The organism is Yinghuangia sp. ASG 101 (assembly GCF_021165735.1).
Taxonomy (GTDB): domain Bacteria; phylum Actinomycetota; class Actinomycetes; order Streptomycetales; family Streptomycetaceae; genus Yinghuangia.
This window is the reverse complement of sequence record NZ_CP088911.1, coordinates 5,340,589-5,361,402: the sequence shown is the minus strand read 5'-3', so window position 1 is coordinate 5,361,402 and position 20,814 is coordinate 5,340,589. Positions and strand designations below refer to the sequence as shown.

The following is a 20,814-nucleotide window of genomic DNA, read 5'->3' as shown; positions in this document are numbered from 1 at the left end:
GGTCAGGCGCTCTTCTCGCGGCGCTCGCGCTTGACGATCTCACGCGGCACCAGCGTCGGATTGACGTGCTTGAGGACGACGTCGTGGGTGATGACCACGCGGGCGATGTCCTTGCGGGACGGCACCTCGTACATCACCGACATCAGGACCTCTTCCATGATGGCGCGCAGCCCCCGGGCGCCGGTGCCCCGCAGGATCGCCTGGTCGGCGATGGCCTCCAAGGCCCCCATCTCGAAGTCCAGCTCGACGCCGTCGAGTTCGAAGAGCCGCCGATACTGCTTGACCAGCGCGTTCTTCGGCTCGGTGAGGATCTGGATCAACGCCTCGCGGTCCAGGTTGTGCACCGAGGTGAGGACCGGGAGGCGGCCGATGAACTCGGGGATCATGCCGAACTTGAGCAGGTCCTCGGGCATGACCTCGCCGAACGCGTCGGCGGTGTCGATGTCGCGCTTGGAGCGGATCTGGGCCCCGAAGCCGATGCCCTTCTTGCCGACCCGGCCCTCGATGATGCGCTCGAGGCCCGCGAACGCGCCGCCCACGATGAACAGGACGTTCGTGGTGTCGATCTGGATGAACTCCTGATGGGGGTGCTTGCGGCCACCCTGCGGCGGAACGCTCGCCGTCGTGCCCTCCAGGATCTTCAGCAGCGCCTGCTGGACGCCCTCGCCGGACACATCCCGGGTGATCGACGGGTTCTCGCTCTTGCGGGCGATCTTGTCGACCTCGTCGATGTAGATGATCCCGGTCTCGGCCTTCTTGACGTCGTAGTCGGCCGCCTGGATCAGCTTGAGCAGGATGTTCTCGACGTCCTCGCCGACATACCCGGCCTCGGTGAGCGCGGTGGCGTCGGCGATCGCGAAGGGCACGTTGAGCATGCGGGCCAGCGTCTGGGCCAGCAGCGTCTTGCCGCAGCCGGTGGGGCCGAGCAGCAGGATGTTCGACTTGGAGATCTCCACGCCGTCGCCGCTCTTGCCGCTCTCGCCCGCCTGCACCCGCTTGTAGTGGTTGTAGACGGCGACGGAAAGCGCCTTCTTGGCGACGTCCTGGCCCACCACATAGCCGTCCAGGAACTCGCAGATCTCGCGGGGCTTGGGCAGTTCCTCGAACTTCAGTTCGGAGGACTCGGAAAGCTCCTCCTCGATGATCTCGTTGCACAGGTCGATGCACTCATCGCAGATGTACACACCCGGACCGGCAATGAGCTTCTTCACCTGCTTCTGGCTCTTCCCGCAGAACGAGCACTTGAGCAGATCGCCACCGTCACCGATGCGTGCCACGAGGTGCATCTCCTTCGCCTGGGTCGCGGCGTGAGCCGGACCTGGTGCCTGGTCTTTCGACGGTACCCCGCCGCCATCGCCCATCCCCCGGTTTTGGTCCCTCCCGCGGTCTTTTTCCCGGGGCCGACGACCCCGTTGACGCCGCGGCCCCTCCGGGGGGAGGGGATCATCGGCCGGTCGTCACACGCCGCGACCGGCCGATGCCGCCGTCGTCAGTTCGACCGGGGGGACTTCCGCGGGGACGTGATCTCGTCGATGAGGCCGTAGGCGAGCGCCTCTTCGGCGGTGAGGATCTTGTCCCGCTCGATGTCGTCGCGGACCTGCTCGATCGGACGGTTGCTGTGCTGGGAGAGCATCTCTTCCAGCAGGGTGCGCATACGCATGATCTCGTTGGCCTGGATCTCCAGGTCCGACACCTGCGCGCGCCCTGTTTCACTGTACGGCTGGTGGATCAGGATGCGGGAGTTGGGCAGCGCCATCCGCTTCCCGGCCGTCCCGGCGGCGAGCAGCACGGCCGCCGCGGAGGCCGCCTGGCCCATGCACACGGTCTGGATGTCGGGGCGCACGAACTGCATCGTGTCGTAGATGGCGGTCAGCGCGGTGAACGAGCCGCCCGGCGAGTTGATGTAGATCGAGATGTCGCGGTCGGGGTCCATCGACTCCAGGGTGAGGAGCTGGGCCATCACGTCGTTGGCGGACGTGTCGTCGATCTGGACGCCGAGGAAGATGATGCGCTCCTCGAAGAGCTTCGCGTACGGGTCGTACCGCTTGATGCCCTGCGACGTGCGCTCTTCGAACTGCGGAACGATGTAGCGGCCTTCGGCGCGCCCGAACAGCGCCTGGGCGTCGGGCCGCGGATTGGGGAAGGACAGGTCGGTCATGGGGTTTCGATCCTCCGGGACTGCGGCTGCTGGTGGGTCGGCGGCTGGATGGCCCGGCGGATCAGCCCGCGCTGCCGTTCGGGACCTCGCGGGCGCTGGTGACCACGTGGTCGACCAGGCCGTACTCCTTCGCCTCCTGCGCGGTGAACCAGCGGTCGCGGTCCGAGTCGCGCTCGATCTCCTCGAAGGTGCGGCCGGAGTGGCCGGCGATCAGCTCCGCCATGCGCTTCTTGAGGCGCAGCAGCTGCGCGGCCTGGATGCGGATGTCGGACGCGGCACCGCCGAGGCCCGCCGAGGGCTGGTGCATGAGGATCTCGGTGTTGGCCAGCGCGATGCGCTTGCCCGGTGCGCCCGCCGTCAGCAGGAACTGGCCCATCGACGCGGCCAGGCCCATCGCGACGGTCGAGACGTCGTTGCCGATGAACTGCATGGTGTCGTAGATCGCCATGCCCGCCGTGACGGATCCGCCCGGCGAGTTGATGTACAGCGAGATGTCTTTGTCCGGGTCTTCGGCGTTGAGCAGCAGCAGCTGCGCCGAGATCGCGTTCGCGATCTGGTCGTCGACCGGCGCGCCGAGGAAGATGATCCGCTCGCGCAGCAGCCGGTTGTAGACCTGGTCGTCGAGCCCCATACCGCTCTGGGGTGCACGCATGGCGGGCACCGCGAGTCCCGGAGTCACGATCTGCGGATTCGTCACGTATCCACCTGCTCGTTTCCGACGGCAACCCGAGCCGTCCTGAAGTCGACCTTGCGGGAGCACCGGCCGTGCCCGGTTCCTGCACCGACCTGCATTGGTGTCCCCCTCGTACAGCGACCCTAACGCGCCCCGCCTCCGTGACCATCCCCGACGCCGGGCTGTTCGCCGAGAGCGCATCGGAGCGATTTCCGGGCGGGACACGGGAGTGATGGGCTACACCGTACGGCGTGCGCGCGTGCGGGGACGCGTGAGGGCCCGGCCGCCGGGCGGCGGCCGGGCCCTCACGCGTGTCCGAGTCCCGCCCCCTGAAGGGCGGGTGCGGATCAGTGGTCGTGGTGCTCGTGGCCCTCGTCGTCCGCGTGCAGGTCCTTGCCGAGGTCCACGGTGTTGCCGGAACCGTCGGTGGCCTTCGCCGCCGCGGCGAGCACGTCGAGCGCCTTGCCGCGCGCGACCTCGCCGACCAGTACCGGCACGTAGCCGGCCTGCATGACCTGCTGCGCGAACTGGTCGGGGCTCATACCCGACTGCTGGGCGCGCGAGATGAGGTGCTGGGTCAGCTCCTCCTGGTTGACCGAGATCTGCTCCTTCTTGACGACCTCGTCGAGCAGGAACTGCACACGCATGCCCTTGGCGACGCTCTCCTCGAGCTCCGCGTCGTAGGCCTCGGCGGTCTGGCCCTGGATCTCCAGCCACTTGTCGAGCGTGACGCCCATCATCGAAAGCTGTTGGTCCATCTGCTGCTTGCGCTGGTCGATCTCCTCGGCGACGACCTTCTCCGGCAGCGGGACCTCGACCAGCTCCAGGAGCTTGTCGAGCACCTTGTCGCGGCCGTCGTTGATCTGGTCGTGCGCCTTGGTGTGCTCGAGGCGGCCCTTGATGTCGGCCTTGAGCTCGTCGAGCGTGTCGAACTCACTGGCGAGCTGGGCGAAGTCGTCGTCCAGCTCGGGGAGTTCCTTGACCTTGACGGAGGTGACGGTGACCTTGACGTCGGCCGTGCGGCCCTCGCCCTCGCCGCCGGTCAGCTCGCTGGTGAAAATCTTGTCCTCGCCCGCGGACAGGCCCGTCACGGCCTCGTCGAGACCGTCGAGCATCGTGCCGCTGCCGACGACGTACGACAGGCCGGTCGCGACGCCGTCCTCCAGGATCTCGCCGTCGACCTTGGCCTCCAGGTCGATCACGACGGTGTCGTCCTTCTCGGCGGCGCGCTCGACGACCTTGAGCGAACCGAAACGGTCGCGCAACTGGTCGATCTGGCCGTCGATGTCCTCGTCGGTGATCTCGAGGTCGTCGACGGTGACCTCGATGCCGTCGTACTCGGGGACCTCGATCGACGGACGCGTGTCGACCTCGGCGACGAACTTCAGGTCGGCGCCGTTCGACAGCTCGCCCACCTCGGTCACGTCGGTGACGTCCGGCTGGCCGAGCACCCGGAGTTCGTTCTCCTCGACGGCCTTGCCGTACGACGACGACAGGATGTCGTCGAACGCCTCGACGAACACCGCCTCGCGGCCGAACCGCTGGTCGATGATGCGCGAGGGAACCTTGCCCTTGCGGAAGCCCGGCACCGTGATCGACTGGCTGATCTTCTTGTACGCCGCATCGAGGCTGGGCTTGAGCTCCTCGGAGGGAACCTCGACGGTGAGCCGAACCCGGGTCGGGTTCAGAGTCTCCACGGCGCTCTTCACGGTTGGGTCTCCTTGTTGCGGGCGGCGGTACTTGTCTTGCGTACTTCCGGCCAGGTCGGTGGATTTGTGACGGTTCACGCGGGGCGCCGCCACCGGGACTCATGGTCGGGGCGGGGAGACTCGAACTCCCGATCTCCTGCTCCCAAAGCAGGCGCGCTAGCCACTACGCTACGCCCCGTGGCGCTCGGAAGAGTCTAGAGGACACCACGGTGCAGTCTGCACTGACCGTGATGCGTCCCCGCGCCCGCACGCGTGCGACCCCTCGCCGATCCGCTACTCTATGCCAAGACATGCGGCCCCGGCTGCGTGTTTCGAGTGCACGCGGATGTAGCTCAATGGTAGAGCCTCAGTCTTCCAAACTGATTACGCGGGTTCGATTCCCGTCATCCGCTCTCTGTATATCGGCCCTGACCTGCGGTGACGCGGCGTCGGGGCCGATTTGTCCGTGGGGGGAGGCGTGGGGGGCCGCCCGCAGGTGCCGCAGGCCCGCGAGCGCGGTCAGGGCCGCCAGGGCTCCCGCCGCGACCGGGACGCCGTAGCCGGCGGCGGCGCCGTGGGCGTCGACGACCGCGCCGCCGATCGACGAGCCCGCCGCGACGCCCAGTGCCAGGCCGGTGATCGTCCAGGACATGCCCTCGTTGAGCTGCCGGGCCGGGACGAAGCCCGCGACGAGGGACATCGTGGTGACCATGGTCGGGGCGACCGACATCCCGGCGAGGAAGAGCGCCGCGGCCACCCACGCCAGGTTGCCGGCGAAGAGCAGCGGCACGAGGCTCAGGGCCATGCCGGCCACGCCGATCAGGAAGCGGCGGTGGGCGCTGCCCCGGGGCTCGATCATGCCGAAGGCGATGCCCGCGAGGCAGGAGCCCGCGGCGTAGACGGCGAGCGCCAGGCTGGCCAGCCCCTTGTGGCCGGCGTCCTCCGCGTACGCGACGGTCACGACGTCGATCGCGCCGAAGACCGCGCCGGTGGCGGCGAAGGTGAGCATGAGGACGCGCAGGCCCGGAGAGCGGATCGCGGAGCGGTGCGGCCGGCCGTCGGCGGGGCGTATCGGCGGTTCGGTGCGGCGCTGCGTACAGAAGAGGACGGCGCCGACGGCCAGGAAAGCCCCGGAGAGGAGGGGGCCGGCCTCCGGGAGGACCGCGGTCGACAGGCCGACGGCGAGGATCGGGCCCGCGATGAAGCAGAGTTCGTCGGCGACCGATTCGAACGAGTAGGCCGTGTGCAGCCGCTGCGGGTCGTCGGCGTAGATGTGGGCCCAGCGTGCGCGGACCATCGAGCCGAAGGTGGGCATGCAGCCGACCGGTACGGCCGTCGCGAAGAGCGTCCAGTCGGGGGCTTCCCACCGGGCGCACACCAGGAGCCCGGCGAGGCCCGCGAGGCTGACGGCGGTGGCGGGCAGGGCCACGCGGCGCTGGCCGAACCGGTCGACGAGCCGGGATATCTGGGGGCCGAAGATGGCCTCGGAGATCATCAGGACCGCGGTGACGGCGCCGGCGAGGCCGTAGGACCCGCGCATCTGGGAGAGCATCGTGACGATGCCGATGCCGGTCATCGAGAGCGGCATGCGGGAGAGCAGGCCCGCGCCGGAGAACGCGGCACTGCCGGGCGCCTCGAATATGCGGCGGTACGGGGACAGCACGAAAGCTCCACGTGGGAACGCGGGTGGTCAGGGGCGGCTCCCCTGCCGGTGAATCGGGAGAACGGAGCCGTCGTTCAGGGTACTCGCGCGCCGGACCCGTTTTCGCCGGGTTTGCCCGGGTGGCCGATCGGGCGGACGCGGCGCGGGGAAGCTGTCGACGGCCGCGGCGGAGCGTCCCGGGTGTCGCTGGGTGGTCGCGGCCCTGCGCGCGGCGGCGGACGGGTACGACGTCTCGGTCATGGCCCGCAGCACCCGGGTCCGTACCGCGGACGAGAAGCTGGAGGGCTTCCGGCAGCGCGCCCGCCGGCGCCGTCGCGGCCCAGGGCCGCGACCACGCAGCGACCCGGGTGTCGCTGCGTTTCGGGTACCTCGGGGCCGTCCTGGTTTCGTCGGGCTTTCTCGGATATGACGGGTCGTCACCATTCGAGGGAGGCATCGGGGATGTTGTCGGGCGAAAAGGTTCTGATCACCGGTCCCGCGGGCCAGATCGCGTTTCCGCTCACCGCGTACCTGGCGGGGGAGAACGAGGTCTGGGGCATCGCCCGGTTCTCGGACCCGGCCGACCGGGCCAAGGTGGAGGCGCTGGGGGTGACGACCCGCACGGTCGACCTGGGTTCGGGGGAATTCGGCGACGTGCCGCGGGACTTCACGTATGTGCTGCACCTGGCGACGTACCAGGCGCCGGGATTCGACTTCGACGAGGCGCTGCGCGTCAACGCGGAGGGCACCGGTCTGCTGCTGCGGCACTGCCGCCGGGCCAAGGCGGCGCTGGTGATGTCGACGGCGTCGGTCCTGCGGCCCCACCCGGACCCGTGGCACGTGTTCACCGAGTCGTCGCCGCTGGGCGACGCGAACGTCGCGCACGCACCGACCTATTCGGTGTCCAAGGCCGCCGAGGAGGCCGTCGCGCGGTTCTGTGCGCGGGCGTTCGACCTTCCCGTCACGATCGCGCGCATGAACGCCTCCTACGGCGTCGGCGGCGGCCTGCCGACGCACCACCTGGCCGCGGTCCTCGACGGCCGCCCGGTGGTGACGCGCTGGGACCCGTGTGTGTACAGCCCGATCCACCAGGACGACATCAACGCGCAGACCGAGGCCCTGTTGGACGCGGCGTCGACACCCGCGACCGTGGTCAATTGGGGCGGTGACGAGCCGGTGAGCGTCCAGGAGTGGTCGGCGTACCTCGGTGAGCTGACCGGCCGCGAGGCCGACGTCCGGGTCGTGCCGCAGCCGGGGACGCTGCGGGGGCAGGTGCTGGACACCGCGAGGCGCGCGTCGTTCACCGGGCCGTGCGCGGTGCCGTGGCGCGAGGGGTTCCGGCGTACGGTCCAAGGCCGGAGGGCGGGGGCGCGGTGAGGGCCGTGCGCCCTCCGGTGAGAATGGGAGACCGCCGCGTTCACGGAAGGAGAGCGGTCATGAGCCTGCTCGACACGTCCATCGCCCGACTCGACGGCACACCCGGCACGCTGGGTTCGCTGACCGGCGGCAGGACCGCGCTGGTCGTCAATGTCGCGTCCCGGTGCGGCCTGACGCCGCAGTACACCGGGCTGGAGCAGTTGCAGAAGGAGTACGGCGCCCGGGGTTTCACCGTCGTGGGCGTGCCGTGTAATCAGTTCATGGGCCAGGAGCCGGGCACCGCCGAGGAGATCCAGGAGTTCTGCTCGACGACGTACGGCGTCTCGTTCCCGCTCAGCGAGAAGGTCGAGGTCAACGGTGACGGGCGCCACCCGGTGTACGCCGTGCTGACCGAGACGGCCGACGCCGAGGGCACCGCGGGCGATGTGACCTGGAACTTCGAGAAGTTCCTCGTCGCTGCGGACGGCACGGTCGTCGGCCGGTTCCGGCCCCCGGTCGACCCGCACGACGCCGCGCTGGTCGCGGCGATCGAGGCGCAACTGGGCTGATCCGCCCGGGCGGTCGCCGACCGCGGGGGTCGGCGGCTGCCCGCGCCTACCGGGCGCTTCCGTTGCGGCGCAGCAGGACGACCGCGCGGTCGTCGGCGATGTTGCCGCTCGCGGAGTCGACGATCCGGCGGGCGCCGTCCGCGAAGTCGTCCGCGACGAGCTTCTCCGCCTCCCCGAGCAGCCGGTCGATGCCGACGGCGATGTCCTGACCGGGGACCTCGACCATGCCGTCGGTGAACAGCAGCAGGGCGTCGCCGGGGCGGAGGACGCCGCTGACGCCTTCGAACTCGGCTCCCGGGATGACCCCGAGCAGCGGCCCCTCGGCCTCGCGGACCTCCCACCGCCCGGTGCTGGCCACCCAGTGCGCGCCGGGCGGGTGGCCGGCCGAGAGCAGTTCGTACGCCCCGGTCTCCAGGTCGACCGCGACGTGCACGGCCGTCGCGAAGCCCTCCGCCCAGCCTTGGCGCAGCAGATAGTCGTTGGCGGCGGGCAGGAAGCCGCGCGGGGGGAGCGAGCCGATGAGCCCGCCGAAGGCTCCGGAGAGCAGGAGTGCCCGGGTGCCGGCGTCCAGCCCCTTGCCGGAGACGTCCACGAGGGCCAGTTCGAGCATGCGGCCACCGCGTCGGCCCCGCGTCGCGACCACGAAATCGCCGGAGAACGCCTGGCCGCCGGCGGGGCGCAGCGTGACGTCCGATTGCCACGGGGGCGGGAGATGCGGGATCACGCCGTGCGCCCGGAGGCGATCGCGCAGATCGAAGAGCATCGATTCGCCGCGGGTGCCCTGGAGGCCGAGGCGCGTGCGTATGCGTGCGACGAACATGACGATGACCGCCACCACCGTGATGACCACGACCGCGCCGGGGGTGACGTCGACGGGCCAGCCGGTGCGGTCCTGGGCGAGGAGCACGCCCGCGGTCGCCGCGTAGAGCAGCATGAGGCTCGGCATGCGCAGCACGAGGCCGCCGATGATCACCGGGATCACCAGGGCCGTCACCGGGAACCACGCCGCGTCGGCGGCGGGCAGCAGCGCGCAGCCGGTCACCAGGACAAGCAGGACGACCAGTACGAACCGGTCGGAGGGCAGCAGTGTGTGACGGGCCCAAATACGCAACTGTCGTACCCGGCGGGCGAGTCGCCGAGACCGCGATCCCCTCGTCTCCGCCATTGCGCGACCCTACCGAGCCCGCCGCGCCGCGTCGACGGAACACCGGCGCGGTTTTCGGCCACACAGGGACTTATCGCCGAAAAAGCCGGTGAGATGTCGACAGATCGACTGACTGTCAGGAGGCACGGCGGCTGCTCCGCTGAGGGGTCGTCGGGTGGTGGGGCCGCGAGGGCCTGTCGGCCCGGACGGGCCGGACGCGGTGTCGGCGGGCCGCGGGTGAGGGCGCCGTCCGCGAGGCGAGTGCGGCGCGGTGGCTCCGGCGCGCGTCGGCACAAGTGTGCGTGCCGACGTGCGGGGCGGGGCGTGCGCGGTGGGCGCCGCCGGGACGGGTGCGGGCCCGGGACCGCGGCCCCGCCGCCCTCGTCCGCGATCGGTCGGACCGCCGGAGGCCGGACGGGCCCGCCGGTCTCCGGTTCCGGCGTGCCCGTGCCGGCACCGGGCGGAGGTCAGACCGCCGCCACTCCCCCGGCGGATCGGACGCCGGCGCCGCGGCGGCCGGCCGGGGGCTGGCAGGTCGGGCACCAGAAGAGATTGCGGCCGGCCAACTCCGCGATACGGACGGGGGTTTCGCATATGTGGCAGGGCATTCCGGTGCGCCGGTAGACGTACACCTCGCCGCCGTGGTCGTCCTGGCGCGGCGGGCGGCCCATGGCCTCGGGGGTGTGCTCGAGGCGGACCGTGTCGATGCGGTTCAGGCGCACGCCCTCGGCCATCAGTGCGACGAGGTCGGCCCAGATGGCGTCCCACGTCTCGCGCGCGACACGGCGGCCCTCGCGGTGCGGGTCGAGGCCCGCGCGGAACAGCACCTCGGCGCGGTAGACGTTGCCGACGCCCGCCAGCACCTTCTGGTCCATGAGCAGTTCGGCGATCGACTTGCCGCTGCGCGAGATCGTGCGCCACGCGTCGTCGGGGTCGGCGTCCGGACGCAGCGGGTCCGGGCCCAGGCGGGCGTGTACGCGGTCTTTCTGGGCGCGCGTGATGAGTTCGCACGTGTGCGGGCCGCGCAGGTCCGCCCAGCCGCTCTCGCCGACCATCCGGAGCCGTACGACGCCGACGACCGGGCCGGGCTCCCGCTCCCCGGGGGCGAAGTCGGCGAACCGGAAGATGCCGGCGATGCCCAGGTGGACGTGGATCCAGCGCTCTCCGGGGAACTCCAGGAAGAGGTGCTTGCCGTGCGCCCCCGCGGCGGTCAGCTCGGACCCGTCGAGCAGCTCGGCGGCGGCCGAGAAGCGCCCTTGCGGGCTGCTCAACGCGACGGGACGGCCGGCGAAGCGCCGCGTGTGCTCCTCGGCGAGGCGGTGGATCGTGTGGCCCTCGGGCACGTACTCCCCCTGGGAATCGGGCGGTCGGCGGACTGGGCGCGGGTGTGTCGCGCGCGTTTCCTGTCGGCCAACGTAACCGGCCCCACCGACACCGCCGGGGCCCCGCCCGGGCCTGTGGCCCGGAGGGGGTCGCCGGTGCGCGCGCCCGACCGCCGGGTCAGGCCTCCGGCAGCGGGGGGAGGTCGCCGGTGGTCTCGTACACGCTCATCTGGTCGATGCGCTTGATGTGGCGCGGGGCCTCGGAGAACGGGGTGGCGAGGAAGATCTCCACGAACTTCGCGGCCTCGTCGGGGGTGTGCATGCGGGCGCCGATGCTGATGACGTTCGCGTTGTTGTGCTCGCGCGCGAGGGCGGCGATGTCGTCGCGCCACACCAGGGCGGCGCGGATGCCCTTGACCTTGTTCGCGGCGATCTGCTCGCCGTTGCCGGAGCCGCCCAGGACGATGCCGAGCGAGCCCGGGTCCTTGGCGACGGCCTCGCCCGCGCGCAGGCAGAAGACGGGGTAGTCGTACGCCTCCGCCTGGACGGCCGGGCCGCAGTCGACGGCCTCGTGGCCGTTGGCGTTCAGCCACGCGATGAGGTGCTGCTTGAGGTCGTAGCCGGCGTGGTCGGAGCCGAGGTAAACACGCATGGGGGGCAGTCTGTCAGGACACCGCGGGGAACTCACATCGCGGGGTCCGGTCAGTAGCGGTAGCCGCCTCCCGGCGGAGGGCCGGCCGGGGGCGGGGGCGGCGGGGAGTACGAGAACTGCCCGCCGAACTGCCCGGATCCCTGGGCGGTCGACGCGGCGAGCGCGCAGACGCCCCCCACCGCCCACCCCGCGAGGAAGCCGTAGCCCGCACCGACGCCCAGCACGGCGAGTGCGCCGGCGAGCGAACGGCCGTCCGAGTAGGTCGAGGCGTCGGGACCCCCGATGATCAGGTAGGCGACGAGGTTGTAGGCGGCGCCGCCGGCGACCAGCGAGAACCAGCCGGAGATGAAGGCGTTCGCGTACGCGCGGCGGGTCGACGCGGCGATGACGAGGGCGACCACGACGAGCAGCACGAATACGCCCACGAGGTAACCCGTGACATTTTTGTCCGGCAGATCCTCATAGAAACCGCTCGTGTCGACGACCCAGTGCGGGGTGCCGAGCCATTGGAGAATGTGCCAGCCCGAGTTGTCGCCGGGTTTGCGCTTCTTGAGGATTTCCTCCCACAGCCACTGATTGCCGAACGCGATGACCAGGACCAGGGCCGCGACAGTTCCGGCCCCCACCACACGCCTCGGGTTCCCTGTGTTCATGCGCGGATGCTAAAGCGGGAACTCCCGGCGCAGGAAGGGGTTTCCGGCGCCCGGGGAAAACCCGGGGGTGCTTCCGCCGCGGCGGAGGAACCCCCGGGTTGAGAGCGGTTGGCGCCGGGTAGGTATCGGCTTTCCGGCACGCGGACGGCGGACGCCGGAAACCCGTCGGCGAATGGGGTCAGCGGCGGTCGGCGAGCTTCCACGCGGCGGGCAGCAGGCCCATGGCGAGGGCAATCTTGAGGGCGTCGCCGAACAGGTAGTCGCGCATTCCGATTTCATACGCCCGCGAAAGGCCGATGCCGAGGTCGTGGGCGAGGTAGGCGAGCCCGGCGGCGTAGATGACGGCGTTGCCGAGCACCATGACCGCCGCGGTGCGCAGCGGACTCCGGTCGGCCCCGCGCCGCGCGAGGGCACCGGCGAGGGCCGCGGCGGCGAGGAACCCGATGAGGTAGCCGAAGGTCGGCATGCCGGTCCCGGAGGAGCCCTCCGCGAACCACGGCGTTCCGGCGGCCCCCGCCGCGAGGTAGAGCGCCATCGCGGCGAGCCCGCGCCACGCGCCCAGGGCGGTGCCGGCGAGCAGGACCGCGAACGTCTGGCCGGTCACGGGCACGGGCGAGCCGGGGACGGGGACGGAGAGCTGCGCCGCGAGACCGACGAATCCGGCGGCCCCGACGACGAGCGCGGCATCGCGCGCGCGGGCGCCGCGGAAGGCGCGGGCGGGGACGAGGTCGGCGAGGACGGGCAGCGGGGCGCCGGGCAGGACTGTGCTCACGAGGACTCCACACTTCGGGATCAGTTGCGGGACTCGGTGAACGTATCCAAGGACGTTAACGACCGTTTATGCCGGTGTCCGACAAGGTGCGCGCCGAATCGTTGTCGCTTGCGCCCGATTCGGCTCACGGCGGGCGACTCCACCGCCGACGGATCGGGCGCGGCCACGGGGGGCGGCCCCGGTCGTCCCGTCCCCTCGGCCGACCGGGCGCTCGCGGGCCGCTTGGCGGCGCCACGCCGTCCGTTCACCCCCGGCGCGGGCGTTCCCGGTTTGTTGCGTACGATCGCTAATTGCAAGTAGCTTGCAAGTGCAACCTTCTCGGAGGAACTGATGACCTACACCCTGCCCGAGTTGCCGTACGACTACGCGGCGTTGGAACCCGTCATCAGCGGCCAGATCATCGAGCTGCACCACGACAAGCACCACGCCGCGTACGTCAAGGGCGCGAACGACACGCTCGACCAGCTGGCCGAGGCCCGTGACAAGGACCAGCTCGGCGGCATCGTCGGTCTGGAGCGCACACTCGCGTTCCACCTGGCCGGGCACGTGCTGCACTCGATCTACTGGACGAACATGTCCGGCGACGGCGGCGGCGAGCCGGGCGCGGACGGCGCCGAGGGCGAGCTGCGCGAGGCGATCGACGAACACCTCGGCGGCTTCGCCAAGTTCAAGAGCCAGCTCACGAAGGCCACGGCCACGACGCAGGGTTCCGGCTGGGGCGTGCTCGCGTGGGAGCCCCTCGGGCAGCGCCTGATCGTCGAGCAGGTCTACGACCACCAGGGCAACATCGGCCAGGGGTCGGTGCCGCTGCTGGTCTTCGACGCGTGGGAGCACGCGTTCTACCTGCAGTACAAGAACGTCAAGCCCGATTTCGTCGACGCGATGTGGCGGATCGTCAACTGGCAGGACGTCGCCGCCCGCTTCGGCAGGGCGAAGGCGGCGGGCGCTCTCGTCTGACCGGGAGCGCGTGCGGAATCCCGGAGGGACGTGACCTCCGGGGGCCTTTCGAACCGATCGTCTTCCCGCGTCGGATCGCGTCAGGCCGAAGAAGACCCCGCGCGGGCCAATCGCGCGGGGTCTTCGCGCTGCCTCCCCACCCTAACGAGGCGTCAGCTCCGCGCCGCGGCAGGCGTGCCCGTCGTCCCGTGGGTGCCCTTCTCGGTCGGGGCGGTCCAGACCAGGGGGCGGCTGCGGCCGACGACGGCGTACTCGCGGGCCAGGCCGGCCTCGTGGAGGCGGGCCAACGGGGTGAAGGAGAGGCCGTATTCGTCCTCGCCCTTGTCGAAACCCCAGTCCTTGTAGATCTCGACCTCGTAGACGACGCGCACGCGGGCGTCCTCCTGGGCGGTGTGCTCCCCCGGATCGATGTCGAGGCGGCCGGTGATGCGGTACTGGAGTCCGCGCAGGGCGAGCCACCAGTCGAGGTCGTCGCCTTTGCCGATGCGCACGCCGTGCCAGTTCGTGGTGGTGTCGAACTCGCGTTCCGCGCCGCGGCTGCGCCGCCAGCGTGCGACGGCGAGGTCGCGCCACTCCTCCAGGTGCCGGTCGGCGACCTTGCGGAACGGCGCGGTGGCCAACGGGCCTTCGGGGTCGACCACGAGCCTGGTGCCGCTGCGTCCGTAGTAGTGGCGCGCGGTCGCGGCGCTGTGGCGCAGGCCGACCAGCCACCAAACGGCGGCGGTCGGGCGCAGGGCCGCGGAGAACACCCGGTCGCGCACTCCCGGGCGGCGCGAGCCGAACGGCGCGTTGCCGTTCGGGGTTCGCGGGTCGGGACGGCCGCGACGGGCCGTGCGCACCAGGGGTCTCGAACGTTCGGGCGCGGTCATTCATCCATTTTATTGGCTTATGTCACATTCCGTCAGAAGCGCGGGACCCGGTGTCGCGCGTCCGGCCGCCGCACCGGCCGACCGACACGGTCGCGGCGACGGCGGAGGCGTGGGGCGGGGAGCGGCGGGCGGCGGTGTGCCGCGCCGGAGGCACGGGACGCGGTGTCGCCGCGCCACGAGGATGGCACGGAACGCCGAAAGGCCGCAGGCGAAAACGCCTGCGGCCCGGTGCGGCTCGTCCCCTGTTCCCGGGGCGCGCGCTCAGTCGAAGACGGGGCCTTCGGTGCGCGTGCGCTTCAGCTCGAAGAAGCCCGGAGTGCTCGCCACCAGCACACACCCGTCCCACAGCTTCCCGGCCGCCTCGCCCTTGGGCGCCGGTGTCACGACCGGGCCGAAGAACGCGACGCCGTTCACCGCGATGACGGGGGTACCGACGTCTTCACCCACGAGGGTGATGCCCTGCTTGTGCGACGCGCGCAGGGCGTCGTCGTACTCGGTGGAGTCGGCGGCGTCCGCCAGCTCACGCGGCAGGCCCGCCTCCTCCAGCGCCTCTTCGAGGGTGGCGCGGTCGATGTCGCGACCGCCGGGGTGGCGGCGCGTCCCCAGCGCGGTGTACAGCGGCAGCAGCACCTCGTTGCCGTACTTCTCCTCGGCGGCTATGCACACCCGCACCGGCCCCCACGCGCGCGCGAGCAGGTCCTTGTACTGGTCGGGGAGGTCGTCCCGGTGCTCGTTGAGCACCGCGAGGCTCATGACGTGCCAGGTGACGTCGACGGGCCGCACCTTCTCGACCTCGAGCATCCACCGCGAAGTCATCCAGGCCCACGGGCACAGGGGGTCGAACCAGAAATCCGCTTGGTCACGTACGGCTCGGTCACGCTCGGCAGTCGTCACGAATCCCAAATCCTTCCGAACAGCGTTTGTCGCCTCCGGGAGCCTGCAACGCCTCCCGGCCCGTCCCCATTCCGCAACGACCGCCTCGGCCCGGTCCGGCGTGAAAGGATCAGGCAGCGAACCGTCGGGGCGGTTCCGACGCGGACGCCGAGCGGCACCGGGCCGCGTGGCCGCCGCTCCGACGCGTCGGGTCGACAACGGCGCCGGCGCCACGACGGCCAGGACGACGAGGGAGCGTGACCCGTGCCCGGTAGGAATCTGACGCGCGACGAGGCCCGGGAGCGCGCCCGGCTCATCACCGTCGACAGCTACGACGTCGCGCTCGACCTGACCTCCGGCCCGCGGACCTTCCGGTCCGAGACCGTGATCCGGTTCTCGTGCGGCGAGCCGGGCGCCGCGACGTTCGCCGACCTGCTCGCCCCCGAGGTGCGCGAGGTCCGCCTCAACGACCGCGTGCTCGACGCGGCCGAGGTGTACGACGGGACCAGGATCGCACTCGACGGCCTCGCGGCGGAGAACGTGCTCCGCGTCGTCGCCGACTGCGCCTACAGCCACACCGGCCAGGGGCTGCACCGCTTCGAGGACCCCGCGGACGGCAACGTCTACACGTACACCCACTTCGAGCCGGCCGACGCCCGGCGGCTCTACGCGAACTTCGAACAACCGGACCTGAAGGCGTCGTTCACGTTCTCGGTGATCGCCCCCGAGGAGTGGACGGTGGTGGCCAACGCCGCCGAGGCGACGCGCGAGCCGGTCGGCCCGGGGGTCGCCCGGTGGCGGTTCGAGCCGACGCGGAGGATCTCGACGTACATCACCGCGATCGCGGCCGGTGCGTACCACGTCGTGCGCGACGTCCACGAGGACGACGGCGCGACCATCCCGCTCGCCCTGCTCTGCCGCCGCTCGCTCGCCGAACACCTGGACGCGGAACGGCTGTTCGCGCAGACGAAGGCGGGCTTCGCGTTCTACCACCGCGCCGACCGCTTCGCGCTGCCGTATCCGTTCGGGAAGTACGACCAGGTCTTCGTGCCCGAGTACAACATCGGCGCGATGGAGAACCCGGGGTGCGTGACCTTCCGCGACGAGTACGTCTTCCGCTCCAAGGTCACCGAGGCGTCCTACGAGGGCCGCGCCAACACCCTGCTGCACGAGATGGCCCACATGTGGTTCGGCGACCTCGTCACCATGACGTGGTGGGACGACCTGTGGCTCAAGGAGTCGTTCGCGGACTACATGGGCACCGCCGCGGTCGCCGAGGCCACCGAATACGCCGACTCGTGGGTATCGTTCGCCGTCCGGCGCAAGGCCTGGGCCTACCGCCAGGACCAACTCCCCACCACCCACCCGATCGTGGCCGACATCCGCGACCTCGAGGACGCGATGCTGAACTTCGACGGCATCACGTACGCCAAGGGCGCGTCCGTGCTCAAGCAACTGGTCGCCTACGTCGGCAAGGACGCGTTCTACGCCGGGTCGCGCCGCTACTTCGCCCAGCACGCCTACGGCAACACCGGCCTGCGGGACCTGCTGTCGGCACTGGAGGCGGAGAGCGGTCGCGACCTGTCGGCCTGGTCGAAGGCCTGGCTGGAGACCACCGGGATGAACCGGCTCGTGCCGGAGATCACGGCCGACGCGTCGGGGACGGTCACCGCGTTCGCCGTACGCCAGGAAGGCGAGCCGCACCGCCCGCACCGCATCGCGATCGGCTGCTATGACGACGACGGCACCGGCGCCCTGGTGCGCACGCTTCGCGTCGAGGCGGACATCTCCGGCGGGCGCACCGAGGTCCCCGACCTGGTCGGGCGCCCGCGCCCCGCGCTCGTCCTGGTCAACGACGACGACCTGACGTACTGCAAGATCGGTTTCGACGACGTGTCGGCCGCGACGGTCTCGGCACGGCTCGCCGACCTCCGGGACCCGCTCGCGCGTGCCCTGGTCTGGTCCGCGATGTGGAACCTGACGCGCGACGCGGAGCTGCCCGCGCGGGAATGGGTGCGGCTCGTGCTGCGGCACGCGGCCCGCGAGTCGCGCGTCGCGGTGGTGCAGATGGTGCTGGAGCAGGCCGAGTCCGCGCTCGACGACTACGCCGACCCGGCGTGGCGGGACGAAGGCCGCGCGCTGCTCGCGGCGGGCGCGCTCCGCGAACTGCGGGCCGCCGCCCCCGGGAGCGACCACCAGCTCGCGTGGGCCCGCTGCCTCGGCCGCGCCGCGGTGTCCGACGCCGACCTGCGGCTGCTGCGCCGCCTCGTGTCCGGCGAGGAGACCGTCGACGGCCTCACGGTGGACAAGGAGCTGATCTGGCTCATGACCGAGACCCTGGCCGTACGCGGGGCCGCGGACGCCACCGACATCGACGCGACGCTCGCCCACGACGACACCGCCGCCGGACGCCAGCACGCGGCGGCCTGCCGCGCGGCCGTGCGCGCCTCCGGCGCTCCCGACACCGCCGACAACCCCGGCAACAAGGCCGAGGCGTGGCGGTCGGTCGTGGAGTCGGACCATCTGCCCAACGCGATGGTCGACGCGGTCATCCGGGGCTTCACGCGCACGATGGACCCCACGGGGCTGTCGCCGTACACCGAGCCCTACTTCGCGGCGCTCGACCGCGTGTGGCACGAGCGGTCCATCGAGATCGCCCGGCGGATCGTCGTCGGGCTCTACCCGATGTGGGACAACACGCCCGAACTGCTGCGGCGTACCGACGCATGGCTCGCCGACGACGGCCACGCCCCCGCGCTGCGCCGCCTGGTCCTGGAACGCCGGGACGACGCCGCGCGGGCGCTCCGCGCACGGGAACGGGACGCGCGGGCCGGCGCCTGACCGCCGAGCGGCCGTTCCGTCCTTCCGCCATGACAACCGACCGCAAAGGAGACGACCGGCGTGCCCGGTACCAACCTCACTCGTGACGAGGCCCGCGAGCGGGCCCGGATCCTCACCGTCGACGGCTACGACATCGCCCTCGATCTCACCTCGACCGGGCCGACGTTCGCGTCCGAGACGACCGTGCGGTTCTCCTGCGCGGAGCCCGGCGCGTCGACGTTCATCGACCTCATCGCCCCGTCGGTCACCGCGATCACGCTCAACGGCGTCGCGCTCGACCCCGCGAAGGCGTACGCGGACAGCAGGATCCGGTTGGACGACCTGGCCGCGGAGAACGAACTGCGCGTGGTTGCGGCGTGCGCGTACATGAACACCGGCGAGGGGCTGCACCGGTTCGTCGACCCGGTGGACGGGTCGACGTACCTCTACACGCAGTTCGAGGTCGCCGACGCGCGCCGGGTGTTCGCGAACTTCGAACAGCCGGATCTCAAGGGCACGTTCACCTTCACCATCACGGCACCCGCCGATTGGGAGGTGATCGGCAACGCGCCCACGCCGACTCCCGTGCCGGCACCCGGGCATGACGGGGCGTCACTGTGGCGCTTCGCGCCCACGCCCAGGATCTCGACGTACATCACCGCGCTGGTCGCGGGGCACTACCACGCGGTCCGCGACACCTACACCGCCGCCGACGGCACCGAGGTGCCGCTGGGCGTGTTCTGCCGCCGGTCCCTCGCCGAGTACCTGGACGCCGACCACATCTTCGCGGTCACCAGGCAGGGATTCGACTACTTCCTCGAACAATTCGACTTCCCCTACCCGTTCGCGAAGTACGACCAGCTCTTCGTGCCGGAGTACAACGCCGGCGCGATGGAGAACGCCGGGTGCGTCACGATCCTGGAGGACTACGTCTTCCGGTCCAAGGTGACCGACGCGTCGTACGAGGTCCGCGCGGAGACGATCCTCCACGAGCTGGCCCACATGTGGTTCGGCGACCTGGTCACCATGCAGTGGTGGGACGACCTGTGGCTGAACGAGTCGTTCGCCACGTACGCCTCGATCCTGTGCCAGGCCGAGGTCACGCGGTGGAAGCACGCGTGGGCGACGTTCGGCAACCGCATGAAGACGTGGGCCTACCGGCAGGACCAGCTCCCCTCCACGCACCCGATCTTCGCCGACATCCGCGACCTGGAGGACGTCGAGGTCAACTTCGACGGCATCACGTACGCCAAGGGCGCGTCGGTGCTCAAGCAGTTGGTCGCGTACGTCGGTGCGGACCACTTCATGGCGGGCGTCCGCACGTACTTCAAGCGCCACGCGTGGGGCAACACGACCCTCGCCGACCTGCTGACCGCACTGGAGGAGACCTCCGGCCGCGACCTGTCCGCGTGGTCCGACGAATGGCTGCGGACCGCCGGCATCAACACCGTGCGCCCCGAGATCACGGTGGACGCCGACGGCACGATCACCTCGTTCGCGGTGCTCCAGGAGGCGCCCGAGGCCTGGCCGACGATCCGCACGCACCGCATGGCGATCGGCTTCTACCATCGCACGCCGCAGGGCCTCGCCCGCTCGCACCGCGTCGAACTGGACGTCTCGGGGCCGCGCACCGAGGTCGCCGAACTCGTCGGACGCGCCCGGCCGGACGTCGTGCTCCTCAACGACGACGACCTCACGTACTGCAAGATCCGGCTCGACCCGCACTCGCTGGCCGTCGTCACCGAGGCCATCGGCGAGTTCGTCGAGCCGCTGCCGCGCGCGCTGTGCTGGGCCGCCGCATGGGACATGACCCGCGACGCCGAGATGGCCGCCCGCGACTACCTGACCCTCGTGCTGTCCGGCATCGGCGAGGAGAAGGACATCAACATCGTCGGCTCCCTGCACCGGCAGCTGACCAGCGCCCTGGAGCTGTACGCCGACCCGGCGTGGCGGCCGACGGGTCTCGCACGGCTCGCCGAGGCGGCACTCGGACACCTGCGTGCCGCGGCCCCCGGCAGCGACCACCAGCTCGCGTGGGCCCGCTGCCTGGCCGGCGTCGCCGTCACCGACGACCAGATCGCCCTGCTGAAGGGCCTGCTGGCGGGCACCGAGACGATCGACGGCCTCGCGGTCGACACCGACCTGCGGTGGACGCTGCTGCGCCGACTGGTCGCGGTCGGCGCCGCGGACCGCCCCGAGATCGACGCGGAGCGCGCCCGCGACGACACCGCCGCGGGCGCCCGCCACGCGGCGGCCTGCCTCGCGGCCCGGCCGACACGGGAGGCGAAGGACGAGGCGTGGGCGTCGGTCGTCGAGTCGGACGCCCTGCCCAACGCCACCCAGGCGTCTGTCATCGGCGGGTTCGTCCAGACCGACCAGCGCGAACTCCTCGCGGGCTTCACCGACCGCTACTTCGCGGCGATCACCGAGGTGTGGGAGAACCGCACCAACGAGATCGCCCAGCAGATCGTGCTGGGGCTGTACCCGTCGATCCAGGTCTCGCAGGACACGCTCGACCGCACGGACGCGTGGCTGGCCGACGCGGCTCCGCCGCCCGCGCTGCGGCGCCTCGTCGTCGAGAGCCGCGACGGCGTCGCCCGCGCCCTGCGGGCACAGCGGAAGGACAGCGCCTCGGCGTGACCTCGGCCCGGGCGGGCCCGCGGCCG

General features: G+C 71.2%; 17 protein-coding genes and 2 tRNA genes. 6 read left to right on the top strand and 13 right to left on the bottom strand.

The window, feature by feature from the left end:
- Positions 1-2 precede the first annotated feature (2 nt).
- The 5 genes from clpX to LO772_RS23025 form a co-directional block, all read right to left on the bottom strand.
- Entirely contained in the window at positions 3-1,277 is a 1,275-nt protein-coding gene (gene clpX, locus LO772_RS23045) for an ATP-dependent Clp protease ATP-binding subunit ClpX (protein ID WP_269453076.1), read from the bottom strand.
- Between the two features lie 212 nt (positions 1,278-1,489).
- Complete coding sequence (locus tag LO772_RS23040; protein WP_231773927.1) at positions 1,490-2,158, bottom strand: ATP-dependent Clp protease proteolytic subunit; 669 nt, start codon at positions 2,156-2,158, stop codon at positions 1,490-1,492.
- A 61-nt stretch (positions 2,159-2,219) separates the two neighbouring features.
- Positions 2,220-2,810, bottom strand: coding sequence for an ATP-dependent Clp protease proteolytic subunit (locus LO772_RS23035; protein ID WP_231773926.1), 591 nt, complete (start codon positions 2,808-2,810; stop codon positions 2,220-2,222).
- A 368-nt stretch (positions 2,811-3,178) separates the two neighbouring features.
- Positions 3,179-4,540 carry a trigger factor gene (gene tig / locus LO772_RS23030; RefSeq protein WP_231773925.1) on the bottom strand — a complete coding sequence of 454 codons (1,362 nt, stop codon included), beginning with the start codon at positions 4,538-4,540 and terminating at the stop codon, positions 3,179-3,181.
- Positions 4,541-4,642: 102 nt separating this feature from the next.
- Positions 4,643-4,718 (bottom strand) — tRNA-Pro (locus LO772_RS23025).
- 143 nt (positions 4,719-4,861) lie between these two features.
- Here LO772_RS23025 and LO772_RS23020 point away from each other — a divergent pair.
- A tRNA-Gly gene (locus LO772_RS23020) sits at positions 4,862-4,932 on the top strand.
- Here LO772_RS23020 and LO772_RS23015 read toward each other — a convergent pair.
- The gene (locus LO772_RS23015) at positions 4,887-6,182 is read right to left on the bottom strand and encodes an MFS transporter (protein ID WP_231779683.1); all 1,296 of its coding nucleotides are present in this window, start codon (positions 6,180-6,182) and stop codon (positions 4,887-4,889) included. The two genes, LO772_RS23020 and LO772_RS23015, sit on opposite strands and share 46 nt — an antisense overlap.
- A 441-nt stretch (positions 6,183-6,623) precedes the next feature.
- Here LO772_RS23015 and LO772_RS23010 point away from each other — a divergent pair, with 441 nt between their 5' ends.
- Together LO772_RS23010 and LO772_RS23005 are read left to right on the top strand one after the other, a co-directional pair.
- The gene (locus tag LO772_RS23010; protein WP_231773924.1) at positions 6,624-7,538 is read left to right on the top strand and encodes an NAD-dependent epimerase/dehydratase family protein; all 915 of its coding nucleotides are present in this window, start codon (positions 6,624-6,626) and stop codon (positions 7,536-7,538) included.
- A gap of 59 nt (positions 7,539-7,597) precedes the next feature.
- Positions 7,598-8,086 carry a glutathione peroxidase gene (locus LO772_RS23005; protein WP_231773923.1) on the top strand — a complete coding sequence of 163 codons (489 nt, stop codon included), beginning with the start codon at positions 7,598-7,600 and terminating at the stop codon, positions 8,084-8,086.
- 46 nt (positions 8,087-8,132) lie between these two features.
- Here LO772_RS23005 and LO772_RS23000 read toward each other — a convergent pair whose 3' ends face one another.
- The 5 genes from LO772_RS23000 to LO772_RS22980 form a co-directional block, all read right to left on the bottom strand.
- Positions 8,133-9,251, bottom strand: a complete 1,119-nt coding sequence (locus LO772_RS23000) for a PP2C family protein-serine/threonine phosphatase (RefSeq protein WP_231773922.1) — start codon at positions 9,249-9,251, stop codon at positions 8,133-8,135.
- A gap of 446 nt (positions 9,252-9,697) precedes the next feature.
- Positions 9,698-10,573: an Fpg/Nei family DNA glycosylase gene (locus LO772_RS22995; protein ID WP_231773921.1), complete on the bottom strand. Its 876-nt coding sequence runs from the start codon at positions 10,571-10,573 to the stop codon at positions 9,698-9,700.
- Between the two features lie 157 nt (positions 10,574-10,730).
- Positions 10,731-11,204 carry a ribose-5-phosphate isomerase gene (locus LO772_RS22990; RefSeq protein WP_231773920.1) on the bottom strand — a complete coding sequence of 158 codons (474 nt, stop codon included), beginning with the start codon at positions 11,202-11,204 and terminating at the stop codon, positions 10,731-10,733.
- Between the two features lie 50 nt (positions 11,205-11,254).
- Positions 11,255-11,857, bottom strand: a complete 603-nt coding sequence (locus LO772_RS22985; protein WP_231773919.1) for a hypothetical protein — start codon at positions 11,855-11,857, stop codon at positions 11,255-11,257.
- 178 nt (positions 11,858-12,035) lie between these two features.
- On the bottom strand, positions 12,036-12,629 hold the full coding sequence (locus LO772_RS22980) for a biotin transporter BioY (RefSeq protein ID WP_231773918.1): 594 nt from the start codon (positions 12,627-12,629) through the stop codon (positions 12,036-12,038).
- A gap of 327 nt (positions 12,630-12,956) precedes the next feature.
- Here LO772_RS22980 and LO772_RS22975 point away from each other — a divergent pair, with 327 nt between their 5' ends.
- Positions 12,957-13,586, top strand: coding sequence for a superoxide dismutase (locus LO772_RS22975; protein WP_231779682.1), 630 nt, complete (start codon positions 12,957-12,959; stop codon positions 13,584-13,586).
- Between the two features lie 152 nt (positions 13,587-13,738).
- Here LO772_RS22975 and LO772_RS22970 read toward each other — a convergent pair whose 3' ends face one another.
- Together LO772_RS22970 and LO772_RS22965 are read right to left on the bottom strand one after the other, a co-directional pair.
- Entirely contained in the window at positions 13,739-14,455 is a 717-nt protein-coding gene (locus LO772_RS22970) for a hypothetical protein (protein ID WP_231773917.1), read from the bottom strand.
- Positions 14,456-14,716: 261 nt separating this feature from the next.
- The gene (locus LO772_RS22965; protein WP_231773916.1) at positions 14,717-15,349 is read right to left on the bottom strand and encodes a DsbA family oxidoreductase; all 633 of its coding nucleotides are present in this window, start codon (positions 15,347-15,349) and stop codon (positions 14,717-14,719) included.
- A gap of 243 nt (positions 15,350-15,592) precedes the next feature.
- Here LO772_RS22965 and pepN (LO772_RS22960) point away from each other — a divergent pair, with 243 nt between their 5' ends.
- Both pepN (LO772_RS22960) and pepN (LO772_RS22955) read left to right on the top strand, forming a co-directional pair.
- A complete protein-coding gene (pepN, locus tag LO772_RS22960; protein WP_231773915.1) occupies positions 15,593-18,169 on the top strand; it encodes an aminopeptidase N in 2,577 nt (858 codons plus the stop codon).
- A 60-nt stretch (positions 18,170-18,229) separates the two neighbouring features.
- Complete coding sequence (gene pepN, locus LO772_RS22955) at positions 18,230-20,788, top strand: aminopeptidase N (protein ID WP_231773914.1); 2,559 nt, start codon at positions 18,230-18,232, stop codon at positions 20,786-20,788.
- The last annotated feature ends 26 nt before the right edge of the window (positions 20,789-20,814 follow it).